The sequence below is a fragment of the Dendronalium phyllosphericum CENA369 genome, from assembly GCF_016056275.1.
Taxonomy (GTDB): domain Bacteria; phylum Cyanobacteriota; class Cyanobacteriia; order Cyanobacteriales; family Nostocaceae; genus Dendronalium; species Dendronalium phyllosphericum.
In genome coordinates this window covers 4320-24155 of sequence record NZ_JAECZA010000209.1, presented here as the reverse complement: position 1 = coordinate 24155, position 19836 = coordinate 4320, and the positions used below count along the sequence as shown (strand labels likewise).

Sequence of the window (19836 nt, the reverse complement as noted above, 5' to 3'; positions counted from 1 at the left end):
ACGCCAGATTGAACGTAGTATTAATGAGTGTGACCAAGCTACGTCTGAAGTGGTTCGTGGATATTGTTTAGCTGTACGTGGTTCCTTGACGAATGATGGTCGTCCACCCCTAGACGCTTCTGGATTAAAACTACAAGAACGTCTAAGTTTAATTGAAGCAAGTCTAGAACGGGTGGCTAAAAAAGGGGCTTACCAAAACCCTTAATCAAGCTCAAACAAATTGTTTCCAAAGGACTAGAACAAACAGCATCTTTATTTGCTCCAATTACTGTTGCTTATAACTGGATTTATCAAGCCGCAGAGATTCTAAACAACGAAACTGGCCTTGATGCAATTGAAGTCAAACAAAGTTTTCAATTTTTACTCGATTCCATGTCACATCAGAAAGGTAAAGCAGGTTCTTTAGAGCCTGGTATTACTCATTTCTTAAAGATTACTCGTAGTTATTGGTCTGGACTTTTTCATTGTTATGATGTTGAAGGTTTACCTCGAACCAATAATGACCTTGAACAGGCTTTTGGTGTTTTACGACATCATCAACGTCGTTGTACTGGTCGTAAAGTCGCTGCTTCATCAATTGTAATTCGAGGCACAGTTCAATTAGCTTCAGCCATTGCTACTGCACTTCATTGTTTTACAGCCCAGGATTTGGCTCAGGTTTGCGTACAGAATTGGCAACAATTACGCTCTGATTTACGCCAACATCAACTCCATCGCATTCAACAACTTCGATTCCGTCGAAATCCTGAAGCTTTCTTGGATACTCTTGAGAAGTTACTCCTCTAGCAAACTTTGCGCTTCTAGTTTTTTTTGAACACAATCGAGTACTTCAAAAGATGTTGCCTCTGGTTTTAGACTTTTTCTTGCCAAGTTTCTGCACCATTATTTTGCTACAAGGTCAAGATTACAGAATTTCCACTCCTCTCTAGTAAGTTTTGCCACGCTAGGTTTCAACCACCTTCAGCCCCTGAACTCAATCCCATTGAAAGGCTTTGGCAACTCCTCAAAAAACCACTCAAAAATCAACTTTTTTCTTCTTTACAAGCTTTACGCGAGCGCATCCAAGAAATATTCGACCAACTTACTTTTGAGCAAGTAACTTCTGTCTCTTCTTATAACTTTATCCTAGAAGCTCTTTTCTATGCAGCTTCACATTAAATTGGTATAAGTTCTTCTGGTTTTTACAAAAGACAGTTCTTCACTGAACACTTTCTGGCATTCTGTACATTTCAATTGACGACGATTTACTTTTAAAATTACTTGATAGTCACTCATCGGTATATCTCTGACCATATACCAATGATTTTGATGGGTTTTATTGGTTGTTTTTCCACAGCGAGGACATTGACTAAATTTTGACTGGTTCTGGATTTCGACTACGATTTCATCCTCCGTGATAAAATCGTAATTTACAACCTTGATATCTTCAATATTAATAACTTTAGTAATAAAATGAAGTAGGGGATTAGATGGCATTTTATTAAATCAATTGTTTTATTTTCAAGCTTTTTTGTTTTTTATATTCTCAATTACTTCTGTATTGCCTTTAAATACTAGGCTTATGGCACTACTTTATGTAGTTTTATTGATGGTTATTTTATTTATGTTATTTTCATATAACTACTCTGGGAGAACCATAATTATTTTCTAAAAATAGACACATTAGTCTCGTCACTCAAATACCAACAATTGACCCTAAGTTGGTAAAATCAGTAAAATACCGTAATATTTCTGTAGACAAATAAATAGTGTAATAACCACAAAATTTCTTCTGGTGATCAGTATCGTTGTAGCTAATTAGCGGTTGAGGTGAAAAGTGAACAGAGGCGCAAAGTTTCCGTGGAATTTATGGTACTTTTTACTAAATTTTCAACGCTACAGTTTAACTTTCTGGCTGAGTGTAGTTTTGCTGTTTGATTCGGCAGGTGCAACACCTCTAAATACAGGGTTACAGATAGGACAACAGTCAGCAACAACGCAACAAGATGCAAAGCGTGCCGCAGAACAAGCTTTAGGAGAGGGATTAATACTTTATAAGCAAGGAACAGCAGAATCACTGCGTCAAGCTATCTTAAAATGGAAAGAGGCGGTACAACTATGGCAACAATTGAACGATTTGGCACACCAAGCTCTCACACTCACGGTTATTGGCAAAGTCTATGATAATTTAGGAGAAAAGCAGAAAGCACTTGAGTACTTGAATCAGGCTTTACCCATAGAACGTGCAGTGGGTGACAAGTCAATGGAAGCCTCCACCCTCAATAATCTTGGCGCTGTCTACTCAGATATAGGAGAAAAGCAGAAGGCACTTGAGTACTTGAATCAGGCTTTATCCCTAAAACGTGCAGTGGGCGACAAATCAGGGGAAGCCTCCACCCTCAATAATCTTGGCAAAGTCTACAATGATTTAGGAGAAAGGCAGAAGGCACTTGAGAACTTGAATCAGGCTTTACCCCTAGTACGTGCAATGGGCGACAAGTCAATGGAAGCCACCACCCTCAATAATCTTGGCAAAGTCTACAATGATTTAGGAGAAAAGAAGAAGGCACTTGAGAACTTGAATCAGGCTTTATCCCTAAAACGTGCAGTGGGCGACAAATCAGGGGAAGCCGCCACCCTCAATAATCTTGGCTTAGTCTACAATGATTTAGGAGAAAAGTACAAGGTACTTGAGTACTTGAATCAGGCTTTACCCCTAGTACGTGCAGTGGGCAACAAATTTGGGGAAGCCGTTACCCTCAATAATCTTGGCGCTGTCTACGATGATTTAGGAAAAGAGCAGAAGGCACTTGAGTACTTCAATCAGGCTTTACCCCTAGAACGTGCAGTGGGCGACAAATTTGGGGAAGCCACCACCCTAAATAATTTTGCCCATGTCTACGATGATTTAGGAGAAAAGCAGAAAGCACTTGGGTACTTCAATCAGGCTTTATCCCTACGACGTGCAGTGAGCGACAAGTCAGGGGAAGCCGTCACCCTCAATAATCTTGGCTTAGTCTATTCAGATTTAGGAGAAAAGCAGAAGGCACTTGAGTACTTCAATCAGGCTTTACCCCTAGTACGTCTAGTGGGCGACAAGTCAACGGAAGCCGCCACCCTCAATAATCTTGGCTTAGTCTATTCAGGTTTAGGAGAAAAGCAAAAGGCACTTGAGTACTACAATCAGGTACTACCTCTATGGCAGGTAGTCGGAGACAGGGGAGGGGAAGCTACTACGTTAAGTAACATAGGCAAAATCTACCTAGATACAAAACAGCCAATTGAAGCTATCAAAACTTGGGAGAAATCTGTCAGGATTATTTTACAACTTCGTGGCGGTGTAGGACGAGAAAATCGCAAAACTTTTTTAGAAAGCAAACAAAGTACACCAATTGCCCTTGTTGACTTACTTATCAAACAAAACCAGCCAGAACAGGCTTTTCAGTGGGCAAATCTTGCTACCGTAGCTGACTTAGCTGATTATTCTCGCCTTGTTAACGCCAAAGTTGCCAACCCAGAAGCACAAAAAGCACTTGCTCAATGGAATCAAAAGAACCTCCAACTAAACAGCTTGCAAAAACAATTGCAACAGAAATTTTCGCCAGAACTATCTCAACGGGTTAATCAATTACAGGGACAGCTTAATCAACAAGCCGAAAACATCAGAAATCGATTTCCAGAAGCAGCAGACTTGTTTGAAACCAAACCCACTGACATTTCTCAACTACAAGCCAGTATTCCAGTTGGTACAACGGTTATTCAGCCTGTTTTTCTAACCCAAATTTTAAACGTCCCTAAGACAGTAGCCTTGTTTATTTTAACTAGAGACAAGCTAACAGTAAAAAAAATACCTGTTGACCCCGCTAAATTTGATGCCATACTGATACAAACTTATACTTTTTTAACTAACCGTTTTGATGATAAATACGACAGCTTAGAAAAACTTTACGATCTGCTGATTCGTCCAATTGAAGCTGAAATTCAAGCAACTAACCCCAAACAACTCAGTTTTATTGTCACTGGCAAACTCCGCTACATTCCCTTTGAAGCGCTCTATGACGGCAAAACTGACAAATACCTCATTCAAAAATATCCTATTAGCTACCTAACTCGCCTATCTACTCGCTCTTTGAAAGTTGGAGGTATGCGTCCGCCTGCATCTACAAAAAAGGTACTGGCGTTTGGCAACCCAGTTCCGAAAGAACCCCTGGAACTAAGAGGATCTGAAGAAGAGGTAAAAAGTATTACTCGAATTTTCCCTGGTAGTGAAGCTTATATAAACAGTCAAGCCACACTTGATAAATTCAAAATCCAATCTCCACGTTTTTCTTTGTTGCACCTAGCAACACATGGCTGTTTCCAAAAAGGTGGCTGTCCTAAGTTGGGATTAAAAGAAAACACCTTGCTGTTTGCTGACCAAATGTATAATATAGCTGATGCTGCTTTGTTAGGACTGCAAAATGTGGACTTAATTACCTTGAGTGCCTGTCAAACAGCTTTAGAAACTAATTCTAATGGCGAAGAAATTGCAGGTCTTGCTTATTTATTTGAACGTGCTGGGAGCCGCTCTGTAATTGCTAGTCTCTGGAGTGCAGATGACGAAACTACTAAGGCTATCATGACGCAGTTTTACCAAAATCTAAAGAAGGGGATGAGCAAGGGTGAAGCATTGCGTCAGGCGAAATTGAGTCAAATTAATAATGATGGAATCCTTCCTCATCCTTTCTTTTGGTCACCTTTTGTCCTCATCGGTGATGCAGGGTAAGCTTTCATGTAAAAAGTTAGCAGCCACTAATCCTAAAGAAGCACCTTGGGACGACTAAGAATCAGCAACTGCACTCGACCATCACCTGTGTTAACTGCTAACACTGGAGGACGCTGATTAGGTTTTCCCCCAGGAAGCATAGCAGGGAACAGATAAACCCAATTGTTATTTTCAATTAGTAACCGCCAAACAATGGGCTGCTTTGGATTAGTGTTATCATTTGTTTCCCGACCAAGAATTTGCCTAAACTGTTCTACATCCCCAATAATGCGAGAACCCTTCAAAGAGGGGTTGATCAATAAGTCATCCAGATTACGACCCAAAGCTATCTTGTCACTAGGGCTAACTAAAGTAACGATGGGTCTGGTGGAGGTGTTGTTGAGTGCATCTCGGTAAGCATCAGCATTACCCTGCCAACGTCCTATCCAAAACAGAGCAGCTAAAATCCAGAGAACAACAACGATTTCATAACGTAAAGGCTTGGGTAAAAGTTGAGCAAAGGAACGCAACGGTCTAAACAACCAAAAACTGTGTAAATTTTGCGTAAATCTGCTGATGGGTAATTGTGACGTGCCAGGTGCGGTGCTTGCCTTTAGAGAGCTAATCAACCAAATAGTGGCTTTAATCAATAAAACAGTGACAATCAAAACTAGTATAGCCCGAAAAAAAATCCAGAGGTCTCCCAAGATAGCTTGAAGTGGTACTAGTAAAAATGACTGTATTGGTAAGTTTAAGGAAGTAACTTCTATTAGAAAGAATTCAAAGTAAGCCCAGCGATATATCCAGCCAAGAAAGTAAAGAAAAATACTAAAGATGCCGACAAGACCAGCAAAGCTTCCAAGAAGATTGGTAGTAGAGGAATTTTGAGAGTTTGAGGACATGATAGTGACAAAAGCTACTGAAGGTTGAAGGGACTCAAGAAGTATTTCAAACTAGTATCTCGTTTACAAACGATATCTAGAAAAAACTTCTGGAATTTAGAGTAATTCAAATGATTCTATATTGATAGCAGTGGTCTATTGAAACTGACCCAGCTTTTGAGCGTTAATCCCCATCTCGTTAGTTTAACTTGGATATATGAAAGTTTTTTTCAAGACACTGAGTTTGGCATTAGTGGTTGCTTTAGCTGGGACGGTAGGAGACGTTCAAGCGGTGACAAGCACTACTGAAATAGCTCAGACGCAGAAGGCGGCAAACAACAAGCCGATTCCTTTGGCGCTACCCGATACTGTGGATGTGGTGTTAAAGAATACGAGTTCAGTGACAGGAAAGGTAACAGCATTTGACTCAAAAGGGCAAACAATTCAAATTTCCCGCAATAGTGACTCTCGTTCACTCCAGATTGCCCAGATTCAGCAAGTAACCTTCAGACGAGGTTCTCTGGTTTATCGTAGCGATGGGCGGCTGGTCATTCGGGGAGATGATCACGCACATGCAAAGCAAAGCACTTGGTCGGGTATTCCATTAAATGCTTTTCAGTTAGTAGATTCCAAGTTGGGGCAAGCAAATGTAGACCTGGCAACGGTAATGAATCAGCAACGACTGCGTTCAATTCGGTCAGTGGCTGTCAAGAGTTTATATGTAGCAGATGAAATTCAGTTTGAACCCACCGGAAAGATGACGATTAAGGTAACGCCTACTGACCCTTAACTTGGGGTTCAGCCGGGATACGCGCAAATTGGGACACGTTGTAAAGTTATGTTACGCAAAAGTTGGAAAACCCTTGATTTTACGTTATTTCGATACCGGATTGAGCGTGTCCTCTCTTGTGAAAACATCACCAAAAAAGCTCATTTATGGGCAAGTTTAAGGGACTGAATAGCGTGAAGAATTGATTTTAGCGTACAAAAATTTGAATATCCCTCTACCATTTTTGGGCAAGGCGCGTAAATTACTAAACTACGTTGCGTAATATTTGTTTACAACGTGTCCCAATTTACAGGTATCCTGGCTGAACCCCGGTTAGGGAGTGTATGCCGGCGACTGTTTTGGGAGCTTCATGAGTGAACTTGTTCCGGCATAGCTCCCAAACCCGCAACTATTCCCAAACCCGACAACCTCGCCTGCTGTTGTTGGGATAGTCTTTTTTACCGCCGACGAGGGCGATCGCACTTTTGGCTCATTGGTGACTCAATGCCTTACCGTTGGTGCTTTGCTCCCGATGTCGATTAACTATCAAATCCCGACTTTTACGCCTTTACATAGCAACGGAAAAATTTTCCAATGTTTAGCTAAAAGCGTTTCCTACATAAGCTTTCTATATTGTTATACAGTTTTTACTAAACTTGAGTTAGGCGTTCGCAAATTTCACGAGATTTATTACCTACCCGCTCATAAGCTGCACAAGTGAATCGTAGAGGGCAAGCTAGTTCAGGTTCTTCTTCGTACATGTGACGAAAAATGCAAAGTCCTGAATCCTGAGTTACAGGTTCAGTGACTATGATAGCTCTGCCCATAAATCTTCCTCTATGGATTCCACACGTCTCTATGACTTCTCGTGGCTCAAGTTGATCGAGCCAAAACTTGCAAACTTCATTTAACAAGGTATTTATATGTTTTATGTAAGTATTAATCCATTCAATAATGTCATCAATAATAAATGCCCTTGTTCCTGTACCAAGGCCAATATGCATATACGAGATTTTCGACCCTTCTTGTACTGAGCAAGTACCTACCCTGCCATGTGTTAACTCAGTGCGGATACGCCGAATATCTAAAAACCAATCTTCGTAAGCAAGTTTCAATAGAGTACAAATTTCAGGCGGGAAACCATCACCGTACTTTTTATCTGCTGCATACTTGAAAAGTCGCTCAGTAGATTTCCTTTGTACGCTTTGTATACCCTCATAAATTCCGTAGATAGTACTACGTAAACCATCAAGGCAAGCATAGAGTTCACATACCAAAGTCTCTAGTAGTGCCGTAAATTCATGAGCTTTAGCATTGTTTGAGTAACCTTGTTTGTCAAACTGGCTACGCTCCTCTATGAGATCAGGAAATAGTTGATTAGCTATCTTTGCAACAGTCTTAAGCTTATTGCGATGGTCGCTAATAGCTTGCAGTCCATTTGATAACATTGGGCTTGCTGGAAAAGGTGGCCCGTGCCACTTAGCAAATCGATCAACATAGTCCCATTGCTCAGGCACATACATGAAGACAGTTGGCAGTTTCTCTGGAGGCATATAAAAAACAACTAAATCTAGAACATGCGTATTAGGCTAAAGTAACTTATAAAATATCTATCTGACTAAATACATCCATTTGCCGGAACGGGAAAAGCGAATCTACGCCGATTAGTCAAGCGCCTGCTGCGGAAATATGGTTATCACCGGAAAAGCAGGAGAAGGCGATGGTGACGGTACTGCAACAAGCAGAGTTACTTAGCAAAGATTGTCCAGGGTGAGGTTTGATGGCAATCACGCTTTCGAGTTTTGAGCAGTGTAGCTGGCTGCTTTTAACAAAGTCCATAATTTTTTTTGTATTGAAAGGTATTTCTACAGTTAGATTTTCAGCAGAACAATGCAATGAAAACCCCTCAGCAGTTGTTAAAGAGTTTTTAGAGCTATTTAATTAATTACTTTGTCTTTTTAATTCTTGTATTAATAATTGACATCTTTTACTAGCTTCTTTAGCTTGTTGCATTAAAGTTTTACTTTGTTCACGGTTCGTTTTACTAATTTCAACAGCTTGTTGACTGAACTGTGCAGCTTGTCTACCTAGTTCTTGAATGCGAGTTTTTAATTGTTCTACAGTTTTCATCTCTCCTCCAGTTCAATTATCAAGGTGTCTATATTTTCAGCTTCTTCATAAATTTTATCCGCTCTACTTTGAAGCAAACTAGCATCGTCAAAATCATTATTTTGTAATGCTACTTCTGCTGCTGTGTACAATTGTGCTGCTATCTCCTGTAGTTGGTCGTACACTCTGGACAAAATAGTAAATGTTTCTTGTTTCATTTTCCGTTTTAACAAATCATAAGTAAAAATTGTCGTCATATCAAATTTCGCTTGTAAAGCTGTTTTCTAGTGATTTTGATGAAATGTTGTGAAAATCCCCTTTCCCGTCATGGCAGCGATCGCTCTTTGAGCGGGCGGGTACGCCATCGGGCTTTAGCGCTGCAATGTCTTGGGTCGCTCTGAGCAAAGATTTTTACAAATCACCCCAATCAAAATTCAGGAAGCGTCGAGCATTCAGCTTGGTATATTTTTCAGTGTGTTTGATATCGCGGTGTCCGAGAAAGTCTTGAATCTCTCTGGTGTTGTAACCCTGATTCACCAAATAGTACCCGCAAGCATGGCGCATCATGTGACAGTGAACTTTGATATCAAGCCCAGCCTGTGCCGCCAGCCGCCCAAGCAGCTTTCGCACTGCATCAGTAGACATGGCTTCACCACGCTCTGACACGAAAATATATTTGCTATCAGGGTACTGTTCCCTCAGCTTTTTGAGTAATTCCAATTCATCGTCTCTCAAAGGATGCACCCCAGAATCGCTACCTTTCTCTCTAGTGATGAAAATCTGGCGTTCACCCCACATCACTGCATCCCAACGCAAGCCACACGCCTCACCTACAGCTTCCCCCACCCTCAGCCCGTGGCGAAACATCATCAGCATCAGCATGTAGTCGCGGTGGGCATAACGGGCTTTACGATTAAGTGCAGCATCGAGTAGCGATCGCACTTCGCTTGGTGTAAGGTATTCTCTAGACCTGTAATGCTTGTTAGGTTTACGTCCTGGCGGGGTGGTCGTCATTTGTTTGGGATAACTGTCCTCTTTACGCGTTATTTTCTGGACACTACACATTCTCCCAAAAGCCGACACCTTCGTGAATAGGCGCTCCATTTTTGGGTCGGTTAAGTATTACTTATCTTTCAAGCGCAGAAAAATTCTCTACAAATGGCGATTGATAAATCTAGCTTATATAGGATGGTAAGTAGCTTGCCCGACTTGTCTGTACTTCCTTCTATACCCACGCTTGATCAATCGTTACTATCAATACGTGATATCAAATTTAGGTTACAGCTTCGGCAGCACTCGCTTGACTCAGACAACTATATAAATCTACTGCTCGTTGTTGCTCAATGGGAATAGCTTCTGCATCTATTTCTGTTGGCCTCTTAGAAATAAAAAATTAAATTTACTCATAAATACTTTTACATTGAATATGTTAACTTTCTGAGAGACTAACACACTCACAGTGTAACTTAAATAATACACAAATTGCGCCTTTATGTACGACTTGGTATGAGATTCTCGGCATCGTGATTGAAGCACATTATAGTGTAATATACATAGCTTAAATATTTAGCTTAAAGGAGTAAATATGTCCCAGATTGGGCTAACTATTGATGACATTCTCAAGATAGTTCAAATAAGCTTTTATATAACAGCAGCTAGTGTTACTGTTCTTACATATCGAAGTGCTAAGAATGGTTTACTTAACACAGTCAATACGGAATATCAAAAAAAAGTTATAGCTAAACTCGAAGAAATTTCTAATTATTTAAGCAGTGAATTTGACTCTACATCTCCCCATTATTGGGCAAAATCTAATTCAATTAGAGATAGTGTTGATCATATAAATGAAGTTTTTTTAAAAAATAAAGATTATATTTTAGAGCTTGGAGAGTACCCATTTGGAGTGCTTTATCCAGAAAAATTATTGAGATTGAGTAACTTTGTAACAAAAGTTAAGACAGATCCCTTTGTCCCAAAAGGAGTTAGAGAAATTATTACTGCCTTTTTAGAAAATCGTATTCAGAGAACAGGAAGTATATATTTTAGTGAACTTGAATCCTACTCAGAGTCAATCGTTGCTGGAGAAAACTTACTTAGAACTGATGGGGAAGATCCAAAGTTTGATGAATTTCATAATTCAATTGTGGAGAAACTTAATGATGAAGGTTGTGGCATCTCTAAGGTCGAATCTGACATCAATAATATTAGGCTGTACATACAAATGTACTTAGAATCATTTAATCCTATTAAAAATGTTAAGCTTGAGGCATTGCAAGCGCTACAGTTTCCAGAAGATGATTCGATAAATCAAACACCTGCAAGATTCTTGAAGGGTCTTTTAGGAAGGTCTACGTTTGCGTCTACAACTGTAGACATCAAACAACAAGTACAACAGCTGCAAGAAGAACTTGATCTTTTGCGCTCATACTCACAACAGCTAGAAACTGAAAACCAAGAGCTACAGGAGGCGACAGGTAACTCTGTAGAACCAGATTACCTTTCAATCCGTGATCGCGTTCTTGCCAAACTCAAAGTAGGCAGGCAGTCAGCAGGGGGGAAAGCAATCGAGGCATTTATTAAAGAACTCCGTCTCTAACCCATAACTTGAGTACATTCACCAATGTAGTCACTGAGACATTATAAGACCCCACCGAACTGGGGACACTGAGTTTAGAGGGGGTAAAAGTAGCGAGCCTGTTATGAGCCGCCACGCAACGCCTGAAAGTCTTGTTACGTAAAGGTTTTAAAAATAAAATAGCTCTTTAACCCGAAATCTTCAGAAAAAGCTTGTTTTGGGTGTGCCAATTGAAGCTTAGGCTATTTGGTACTGCATTTATTAACGTAGCCATGCGGGTTTCCGACTGTAAAAATCAGTGAGGTTTAAATGGTACACCTTTAAGTGTGCATCCAATGGGTCAAAATCTCATTTTCGGGTAAAAGTTGAAAAATTTTGATGAAACTCTCTCTGGGTAGCGTTTTCAGCCGTTGCATGGCGGCTGATAGCAGCTTCGCTACTTTCTCCCCTAGAGCGGGTGGTGTGGGGAACGGGCAGAAATCCACTCACAGAGTAGCCAAAACTCAGCAGCCCGCCCCCCACACTCCGCTGCGCCACCCGCGCTACCCCAGTTCTTAATAGCTAAGGAATTAGTTCTCTAACAATTAATCATCAAAATCAATTGGCTGGCCGTTGAAATGTTTGTGAATGCTTTCAGGAGTCAACCAACTAGGAATTGTCACCTTTTTATCTACTTCTGCATCCCCATCGGAATTATTTAACCCGTTAACTATTGCAACCTTTAAAGGTGTTTTACCATCAGCAGTTTTGCGGTCAATTTGAATAGTTCCTCTGCTTCTACCTTTGGCAGTTCCATCACTGCCACCAACAGCAGTATTAGTGAAGAAATGGGCGATACAAACTAATCTTTCTTCAGCTTTTCTAGGGTCACTAAGAGATGCTTTAACAAACTTTTTGGCAGGCTCCTTTGTGATGTCTGATTCAGAATAGTTAGTGAATTCATCAACTAGTAACTGTTGCGGTTGCTTGTCGGGTTGATTATTAATTCTGTCTAGCCAGCGCTCGCGGGCATCATCAAAGGCTTGTCCTATCTGTTCTTCTGTTTGCGCTATTAACTGAGGACTTAAATATTTCCATGCGTTTCTTAAATTTTCCCCAGCGTGAGCGTCTATCAGCTGATATAAAGGCATATCAAACAGATATTCTCTGAGCATGACAATCGAAGCTGCTAGGGTTGATTTACCGCTTCCAGCTTCTCCTAACACCCAAATGGGCTTTTGATTATCGATAACCTTCCACAGCCAGCCGTCCTCATGATTCTTGAGTGCTTCGATTAAATCACTGATGAGGCGTTGGTCAGTCAAAGGATGATTGTCACTGTTTGCGATCGCGCTTTTGGTTTTACCCTCAATCTTGCCGCGTTCAATATCAGCCTTGGCTTTATCCCGCAGGTTCTCCGCAATGGTTTTATCCATCACAGAATGATTAACAGCACGGGCTTTCATAAAGTCCTCAAGCTGAATACGTGCCTTAGCGCGTTCGTTGTCTGAGTCAGTCAATCCCAACGCAAAGCGTTCTTCTGTGTCCAGTCCTGACAGCCCATCTTGAAGGCGCTCAGTGTAAAGCTGGGTCGAATGCTGCTTAACTTCTCGTTTGTGCTTGTTTTGCTGCCAAATTGCATAGTCGCCAGTCTTTTCAAGTTCTCCCAATTCGTAATCCGTGCGCTTGAGGCGGGAGCAACGCACGAGCAAGCAACCCACAATACCCCATAGCCCAATAACTGCAATTCCATATCCAAGCAACTGATTAGGGTTATCTGTGGGTAAGTCACGCACCCATTGAATTGCATCTCCCTTATAGGGAATGATACTGCCATACAACCCGTAGCGTTGCCATTCTTCAGTCAGGACATAACGCGGCTGGTTGCAAAAACGCTTATCTAGGGTTGCTTGACTCTCTACACCATTCGCTGACCTTGGGCAAAATTGAATTTGTGTCAGGTCGTAAGGCTGGCGTGTTTGCGATGTTGCCAGCCCCATGATTGCAGCTACACCACACACACTAGCCAGCGCTAACTCGACAACACCTTGTTTCATTCTCGTACCCTAAAAATGATTGCAATGGAACCAATGAATAAAGCCACCGCGACTGCAATACTTACCCAAGGGTCTGATTGCGGATTTTGTTTTTCAATAGTTTGAATATCTTGATTAATTTGGGTGACTGTTTCTTTAGTCAAATTCTCAAAATATTGATAGTCTTTGACTGCTAGCCAAGTTGTGATACCAGCAAACACCAAACCACCAGCAGTTTTAAACAGATTTTGCATATTATCTACCTCTAGTCCGTCACTGTTGTAATTAATTCTCAAGCCCGTTAACCCAGCCAGAGAGCCAACGCTGCATATAGAAAACGAAAGCGTAATTGCCAGCCACAAGTTAACGCCACCGCCAGTTATTAAGAGATATTTAGCTATCAAGAATCCTGTAGAATTTAGCGACCAGCCGACAAAGAATCGAGTCAATTTATCAGTTGTATTGATAACATCTTTACGGTGCTGCTTGCGTGATTCGAGATGTTCTGTCAAGTCTTTTGGTAATGGCGTATCGGGAGCGATTTCGCTGATTACTTCTTCAGTGTTGTTCTCAATATCGTATGTCATCTTAACACCAAGATATTTATTTGCCCGACAGTAACTTTATGCGGTGACTGTCGGGCTTGAACTGTCAGAAAGCTATTAGAGCATCCTTGATTTTTTGTACAATCGAACGCAGAGCATATTGCTTCTTCGGCTTGAAATTATCACGAGCGTTATCACCCATTTCTAAGTAATATTTGCCCAATTCTTTATCATGTTGCAGGTCAATTGTTTGTTGTCTAATATCTGTCTGTAATTCTGTCTGCAACATCTTATATTCGCCATCAACTTGCAGCATATGCTTATCTACCCAGGCTTTCAGCTTGATGTGGTCTGTCGCTTGTTGATGGCGTAGTGCTTCTTTATCCTGAGATGAAGCGAAATCAAGCTTCATTTCTTCTAAGATATTCGCTAGATGAGTGTCAGCTAAAATTACTGACTGCACTGCTCTTTCAATCTTTTCGCCGCTTACACCAGCCTGTTTGTAAATGTCGCTGAGGACTATATTTAAGTCTTCAGTCCCCTTGATGGCAGCTAGCATTTGTTCTCTTACTTGTGGGGCGAATTCACTAATCTTTGCCCCGTCATTACCCATTTGTCCTATCAGCTTCAGGGCTGTTTTATCACCTGTCAGCGCTCTGACTACTAAGTTAGTAGATGCATTGAATTTAGTTTTTAATTGGCGCTCTAGGTTGCGAGATTTGGAAGTTACCTGATTTTTGAGCTTGATTGAATTTTTCACAGCGATACTCTTTTGATGGGGTAAATATTTGAGTGCAGTGATACTCCATTGTTCTTACGTATTGCTCAATAGCTGACTTTCGTTTGAGATATTGCTGATAGTTTGAATGTTCTACGATTGGCAGATATACCAAGTAATGTAAGGGCAAAATTACAGCAGCAAGCGCACCCAAACTAACAGCAATTCTTGAGAAGTAGTTCATCCTACAAAAGCGAATGACTAAGCACTCAAGCAGTGTCAAATCATCGCTATTGAGTCGCGTTGAGTCTTGCGAGGATGCCTGAGAGTTGGCTTTTAGTTTGATTACGGCTAGCCTCCAAAGCCGCACTAATACGACGTGAAGCCGAGATACGTGTAAAAAGCTGCAAGATGCTCTAGAAACGATTGCTATGCCGAGGTTTTAGCGATTTTGACTTTTCTGTTTATAAGGCTGTCCGCACATAGGACAAAATTTATACTTGAGTGACACAACTAACTCCCCACAGTGAGTGCAACTCGTCTGCAACTGCATACCGCACAGATAACAAAACTTAGCCCTAACTTGACCCCAGAGGGGATCAGCTGCCGTCCCAGGAGTCCAGCAATGCGGGCAAAACTTAACTGCACTGACAGGCTTAACGGATTCACCCCTTTCAACAGCTTCCAGATATTCCTGGGGAATGCCTAAGCCACCAGCAAGACCACGCTGTGTTTTGCGATTAAGTCTGGTGGTTAATCCCCGTTCAATCTTCCCAATAGACCGAGAATGAATTCCCGCCGCAATAGCCAACTCAAACTGAGTCATCCCAACAGATGTTCTAATGCGCTTGATATAGTCAGCCAGGGATTCTTGGGGTCGAGGCAGTTTTAAAGTATCCATAAAAGGATGTCTTGCTTCATGCCTAAAAGATATATGATTGAGTCAGAAAAAACTTTGAGAGAATCACACAAATTTCAGTGAAACAGACAGTAACATTAGCCACTGTCGTAGTTAAATTTTTAGAACGTCCTGGGCTGGCATTCAGTACCAAGGAGACATATTCTCTAACTTTGGGATTATTATTGCAAGAATATGGAAGCTGGCCAATTGAAATTATAAGTCGTCAAACATTAGTGGAGTATTTAAATACCCTCACGCATTTAAAATACACAACTCACAACAAGCATCAAGCGATACTGCAAAGCCTATTTAACTTTGCAGTAGAACAAGGATACATAAAGTCCAACCCCATTCGGGGAATCAAACAGCGTCCACCTTCACGAGAAAAAGGTGAACATCGCACAGATGAAATAATACGGTTTTTAACACCATCACAGTTAGAAATACTGTATAGAGCTGTAGCCGATGACCCCCGCCTTAACACGATTGTACATTTATTACATCACACAGGATGTAGAATTGGTGAGCTTTTGGCACTAAATCTAGAATCGGTAGACTTGAATAATTGGAAATTTCAAGTATTGGGAAAAGGAAATAAACAAAGGTGGTGTTTTTACAACGAAGCTACGGCGATAGCACTAAATAAATATATAAATTACGACCGACATAAACAATCACCCGCCTTATTTACAGCACAGCATCCAGTGACGATGAAAGTCAGTAGAATGAGCTACCGAACACTGCATGATTACTGGCGAGAAATTACCAATAAACACTCACTCATTCAGGGAATTCGTATTCATGATTTACGACATACATTTGCCACAGAGCGCGTAGGCATAATTAGTATTGAACAACTGCGTGCATTGATGGGTCATGAAAGCATCCAAACAACTTTACGCTATCAAAAAGTTACATCACAAAAAGCTGAAGAAGCTGCACGTCTTGCTTTTAATCTGTTGACTAAGGTTGATAACTTAGACTGATATTCCTGGAAATTTTCTGGTCAAAAATTACAGCAAGCGAGAAAGTGAGCAACCATATTTTGATAACAATTATCGCTGTTTACCACAAAGAATATAAAATACTGTGTGGTTGAACAGTGAGGAAGCCAAGAATTGAAGAGTGCTTGCTCGCGGTTTTCTGTTTTAAATATTACTTAAATGACCTTAATTGACCGTACTGCTTATCCCAGATTTAAACAATTCCCTGATGCTAAAGAGCTTGCAGAACTTTATACACCAACGTTAGAAGAAATCAAATTAGCAAAGTCTAAAACCAAGAGCTATGATGGGTTCCTCAGCTTCATTGTTATGTTAAAATCCTTTCAACGACTTGGTTATTTTCCCCATCCAGAACTGGTTCCCATCACGGTAATTAGACATCTACGGTCGTGTTTAAATTTACATACTTGGGTAAAAGCAATCCCACGAGAACGTCAACGCTACTCCTACCAAAAGACGATTCGTGATTATTTAGGGGTAAAACAGTACGATAAACTTGCCCAAAAAATCATCGCTATTTTGGTTGCTCAACAAGCAGAAGTTAAAGACCATCCTGCTGATTTGATTAACGTGGCAATTGAGGAATTGGTGAAACAAAGGTATGAGTTACCAGCATTCAGTACCCTTGACCGTTTGGTTTGTCATATTCGGGCGATGGTTAATAACCGTCTATTTATTCGAGTTTCTAGCAGTTTTAGCGTTACCGAGATTCTCTATTTAGACCAATTACTTGTAGGGGATATGGACTCCCAACAGGAGAATGCCACGCTAAATTTAATCAAATCACCACCTAGAAGTGCCACATTAAATGGGATGAAGCAACTTCTAGCTAAATATGATTCTTTAATGACTTTTGGGAACGCTAAACGTTTACTGTCTAATATTGCCCCTACTAAAGTCAGGTATTTTGCCGCACAAGCCAGAGCTTTAGATATATCTGAATTTAAAGATATCAATCTGCCCAAACGCCGAACTTTACTTTTATGTTTATTGTATGAGGCACAGGTTAAAACTCGTGATTATCTTGTTGATATGTTTCTCAAACGCATTCACAAGATTCATAGCAATGCTAAACAACGATTACAGGAATTGCGCGAAAAACATTTAAAAGAGACTGAAGAGTTATTGAATACTCTCAAAGAAGTATTAACAGCATCAAAAGAAGCTGCTGATAATGCAGTGCTGGGAAATAAGGTGCAGGTTATATTAGAAGAACATGGTGGCACAGATTTATTGCTAGAGAAATTTACAGAGATAGCAGCTTACAATACAAACAACCATATACCTTTAGTCTGGCGATTTTATTCTCCACATCGTAAAACATTATTTGATTTGGTAAGTTGCTTAGATATCCTCTCAACTTCTGCTGAAGAGTCAGTCATTGATGCTTTGAATTTTGTGTTAGATAACCAGCACAAACGGGGTAAATATTTACCAACTGGAATTGATTTAGATTTTGTTGGTAAACATTGGCGGTCTTTGATTTTTACAGAGATTAAGGGAAATCAGGTTTTAGTACGTCAGCAACTAGAAATTTGTATTTTTTCTTACCTGGCAGAAGATTTTAAGACTGGAGATGCTTGTGTTGTTGGGTCGCAAAGCTATGCTGATTTCCGCGACCAATTGTTATCTGAAGCCGAATGCCAACCGTTGATACAAGAGTATTGTAATTTACTCGGCTTCCCAAGTAAACCTGAAGATTTTGTTGAGTATTTACGTCGAGAATTAACACAAGTTTCTTTGACGGTGGATAAAATTTGTGCGGTTGATAAACAAATAACAATTAATAGCAAGGGTGAACCTTCACTGAAGCGACTGGCAGCTTCTCCTCAACCAAAAGAGGTAGAGGAATTAGAACTAAAAATCCGTGAATTGATGCCCGAACGTAGTATTTTAGATATTCTTTCTAATGTCGAGCATTGGTTAAATTGGACGCGGCATTTTGGGCCGTTGTCGGGTAGCGAACCAGGGCGAACGCATCTAAATATAGTATATATATACTAAGAGATTGAGAAAGATAGCGATCGCTCTGGGGTATGGAGGTTGAGCAATGAGGCTGTGATGGTAAAGTCATTGTAAAAGTAGAAGAGGAAAGTCTCAAAAAGCGTGAAGCTCAAGCCCAAAATCACGATTACTGACCACTTTGCACAGATGGAAGATCCAAGAGTAGAGCGGACAAAACGACACAAGTTAATTGATATTCTAAGCATTGCAATTTGTGCAGTAATTTGTGGAGCAGATAGTTGGGTAGCAATTGAACTGTATGGCTGCACAAAATATGAGTGGTTAAAAACGTTTTTAGAACTACCAAATGGCATCCCGTCGCATGACACATTTGCAAGGGTATTTGCACAAGTGAATCCTCAACAATTTCAAGAATGTTTCTTGAACTGGATGAAATCAGTACAGAAGATCACGGATGGTGAAGTAGTGGCAATTGACGGGAAAACTTTATGTGGTTCTCATGACAAAAATAGTGAAAAGAATGCAATCCAAATGGTAAGTGCATGGGCAACTACAAATAAATTAGTGTTGGGGCAGGTGAAGGTGGATGAAAAATCAAATGAAATTACAGCAATTCCCGAATTATTAAAGGTTTTAGAATTAACTGGATGTATTGTAACGATTGATGCAATCGGATGCCAGAAAGAGATAGTGAAGTTAATTACGCAACAAAATGCAGATTATGTAATTACTGTAAAAAAGAACCAAGGTAATCTGTATGAGTCAGTAGAACAGCTATTTAAATTAGGGATAAGTACAGGTTTTCAAGAGTTTAAACATAGCACATATAAAACCGAAGAAATAGGGCATGGTCGTCATGAAATCCGCAATTATGCGATGTTAACAGGAATTCAATCTCAGCTTGACCCTGATTCAGTTTGGTCAAGCTTCAATAGTATTGGGATGGTAGAATCCGTCCGGCAATTAAATGGTAAAACAACAGTAGAGACTCGTTATTTTATTAGTAGTCTTGAAGATAATGCCAAACAATTTGCTAACTCTGTTCGCAGTCACTGGGGGATAGAAAATTCATTACATTGGGTATTAGACGTAGCTTTAAAAGAAGATGACTGTCGGATTAGAAAAGATAATGCTCCACAAAATTTTGCAGTAATGAGGCAGATAGCAGTCAACCTTTTAGGTAAAGAAAAGCGGGTCAAACGCGGAATTAAAAATAAACAGTTTCTGGCAGCAATGGATAATAACTATTTAGAGAGAGTTTTAGCTTTATTGTAAACTAGCTTGTCAATAATTTAGTTAAGATTGTTGCTTATTTTCAGGGGTAAGCTAACTTATTCATGGCTGAATAGTTAGGTAATTCATCCTTAAACAAGAGTTTTTTGATTAAAGATAAGTTAATTTATACGTCTGCAAAAGAATCGATTTATTCTGTTTATCTTTTTGTCAAGTTTCGCACTTATACAAATTACTTTGAAATTCTTATTAGTTTTTGTTAGAAAATAAGGTGCGTTTTCCCTGTCCCCATACCGTACTGGCTAACCCAGATGTGACGGTCAACAGTTTCCCTGAGCCTTGCCAACATCTGCCGTACAGAATTCACAGGTTGCACTCCCTGAAATATCCCCCAGACT

General features: G+C 40.3%; 18 protein-coding genes and 2 pseudogenes. 9 read left to right on the top strand and 11 right to left on the bottom strand.

Going from position 1 to position 19836, the window contains the following annotated elements:
* The 3 genes and pseudogenes from I8752_RS23045 to I8752_RS38825 all read left to right on the top strand — a co-directional run.
* Positions 1–205, top strand: a pseudogene (locus I8752_RS23045) (ISNCY family transposase); the annotation flags it as partial.
* A 167-nt stretch (positions 206–372) separates the two neighbouring features.
* On the top strand, positions 373–786 hold the full coding sequence (locus I8752_RS23040; RefSeq protein ID WP_214434582.1) for a hypothetical protein: 414 nt from the start codon (positions 373–375) through the stop codon (positions 784–786).
* 117 nt (positions 787–903) lie between these two features.
* Positions 904–1158 carry a transposase gene (locus I8752_RS38825; RefSeq protein ID WP_214434585.1) on the top strand — a complete coding sequence of 85 codons (255 nt, stop codon included), beginning with the start codon at positions 904–906 and terminating at the stop codon, positions 1156–1158.
* 3 nt (positions 1159–1161) lie between these two features.
* On the opposite strand, the pseudogene I8752_RS23030 reads toward I8752_RS38825, so the two are convergent.
* Positions 1162–1476, bottom strand: a pseudogene (locus tag I8752_RS23030) (transposase family protein); the annotation flags it as partial.
* Positions 1477–1816: 340 nt separating this feature from the next.
* Between I8752_RS23030 and I8752_RS23025 the strand changes: the two are divergent.
* Positions 1817–4744 (top strand): CHAT domain-containing protein, encoded by a 2928-nt coding sequence (locus tag I8752_RS23025; RefSeq protein ID WP_214434581.1) that lies wholly within the window; start codon positions 1817–1819, stop codon positions 4742–4744.
* A 32-nt stretch (positions 4745–4776) separates the two neighbouring features.
* Here the strand turns inward: I8752_RS23025 and I8752_RS23020 are convergent, their stop codons facing one another.
* On the bottom strand, positions 4777–5625 hold the full coding sequence (locus tag I8752_RS23020) for a hypothetical protein (RefSeq protein WP_214434580.1): 849 nt from the start codon (positions 5623–5625) through the stop codon (positions 4777–4779).
* A 196-nt stretch (positions 5626–5821) separates the two neighbouring features.
* On the opposite strand from I8752_RS23020, the gene I8752_RS23015 reads away from it, so the two are divergent.
* Entirely contained in the window at positions 5822–6394 is a 573-nt protein-coding gene (locus I8752_RS23015; protein ID WP_214434579.1) for a hypothetical protein, read from the top strand.
* A 629-nt stretch (positions 6395–7023) separates the two neighbouring features.
* Here I8752_RS23015 and I8752_RS23010 read toward each other — a convergent pair.
* The 4 genes from I8752_RS23010 to I8752_RS22995 all read right to left on the bottom strand — a co-directional run bounded on the left by I8752_RS23010 (position 7024) and on the right by I8752_RS22995 (position 9496).
* On the bottom strand, positions 7024–7926 hold the full coding sequence (locus tag I8752_RS23010; RefSeq protein ID WP_214434578.1) for a hypothetical protein: 903 nt from the start codon (positions 7924–7926) through the stop codon (positions 7024–7026).
* Between the two features lie 388 nt (positions 7927–8314).
* Positions 8315–8503, bottom strand: a complete 189-nt coding sequence (locus I8752_RS23005; RefSeq protein ID WP_214434577.1) for a hypothetical protein — start codon at positions 8501–8503, stop codon at positions 8315–8317.
* Positions 8500–8700: a hypothetical protein gene (locus tag I8752_RS23000; RefSeq protein ID WP_214434576.1), complete on the bottom strand. Its 201-nt coding sequence runs from the start codon at positions 8698–8700 to the stop codon at positions 8500–8502. The genes I8752_RS23005 and I8752_RS23000 overlap by 4 nt, the downstream gene beginning before the upstream one ends.
* 193 nt (positions 8701–8893) lie before the next feature.
* Positions 8894–9496 (bottom strand): tyrosine-type recombinase/integrase, encoded by a 603-nt coding sequence (locus tag I8752_RS22995; RefSeq protein WP_214434575.1) that lies wholly within the window; start codon positions 9494–9496, stop codon positions 8894–8896.
* A gap of 571 nt (positions 9497–10067) precedes the next feature.
* Here I8752_RS22995 and I8752_RS22990 point away from each other — a divergent pair.
* Positions 10068–11078 carry a hypothetical protein gene (locus I8752_RS22990; RefSeq protein ID WP_214434574.1) on the top strand — a complete coding sequence of 337 codons (1011 nt, stop codon included), beginning with the start codon at positions 10068–10070 and terminating at the stop codon, positions 11076–11078.
* Positions 11079–11405: 327 nt separating this feature from the next.
* On the opposite strand, the gene I8752_RS22985 is transcribed toward I8752_RS22990, so the two are convergent.
* From I8752_RS22985 to I8752_RS22965, 5 genes are all read right to left on the bottom strand, one after another.
* On the bottom strand, positions 11406–11594 hold the full coding sequence (locus I8752_RS22985) for a hypothetical protein (RefSeq protein WP_214434573.1): 189 nt from the start codon (positions 11592–11594) through the stop codon (positions 11406–11408).
* Between the two features lie 47 nt (positions 11595–11641).
* Positions 11642–13093, bottom strand: a complete 1452-nt coding sequence (locus tag I8752_RS22980) for an ATP-binding protein (protein ID WP_214434572.1) — start codon at positions 13091–13093, stop codon at positions 11642–11644.
* Entirely contained in the window at positions 13090–13659 is a 570-nt protein-coding gene (locus tag I8752_RS22975; protein WP_214434571.1) for a hypothetical protein, read from the bottom strand. Before I8752_RS22975 ends, I8752_RS22980 begins: the two co-directional genes overlap by 4 nt.
* 64 nt (positions 13660–13723) lie before the next feature.
* Positions 13724–14377, bottom strand: coding sequence for a hypothetical protein (locus I8752_RS22970; protein WP_214434570.1), 654 nt, complete (start codon positions 14375–14377; stop codon positions 13724–13726).
* 400 nt (positions 14378–14777) lie between these two features.
* The gene (locus I8752_RS22965) at positions 14778–15236 is read right to left on the bottom strand and encodes a double zinc ribbon domain-containing protein (protein ID WP_214434569.1); all 459 of its coding nucleotides are present in this window, start codon (positions 15234–15236) and stop codon (positions 14778–14780) included.
* A gap of 77 nt (positions 15237–15313) precedes the next feature.
* Here I8752_RS22965 and I8752_RS22960 point away from each other — a divergent pair, with 77 nt between their 5' ends.
* From I8752_RS22960 to I8752_RS22950, 3 genes are all read left to right on the top strand, one after another.
* Positions 15314–16222 carry a tyrosine-type recombinase/integrase gene (locus tag I8752_RS22960; protein WP_214434568.1) on the top strand — a complete coding sequence of 303 codons (909 nt, stop codon included), beginning with the start codon at positions 15314–15316 and terminating at the stop codon, positions 16220–16222.
* Between the two features lie 177 nt (positions 16223–16399).
* A complete protein-coding gene (locus I8752_RS22955; RefSeq protein ID WP_214434567.1) occupies positions 16400–18244 on the top strand; it encodes a DUF4158 domain-containing protein in 1845 nt (614 codons plus the stop codon).
* A gap of 102 nt (positions 18245–18346) precedes the next feature.
* Positions 18347–19480, top strand: coding sequence for an ISAs1 family transposase (locus I8752_RS22950; RefSeq protein WP_214434566.1), 1134 nt, complete (start codon positions 18347–18349; stop codon positions 19478–19480).
* Positions 19481–19836: the final 356 nt, after the last annotated feature.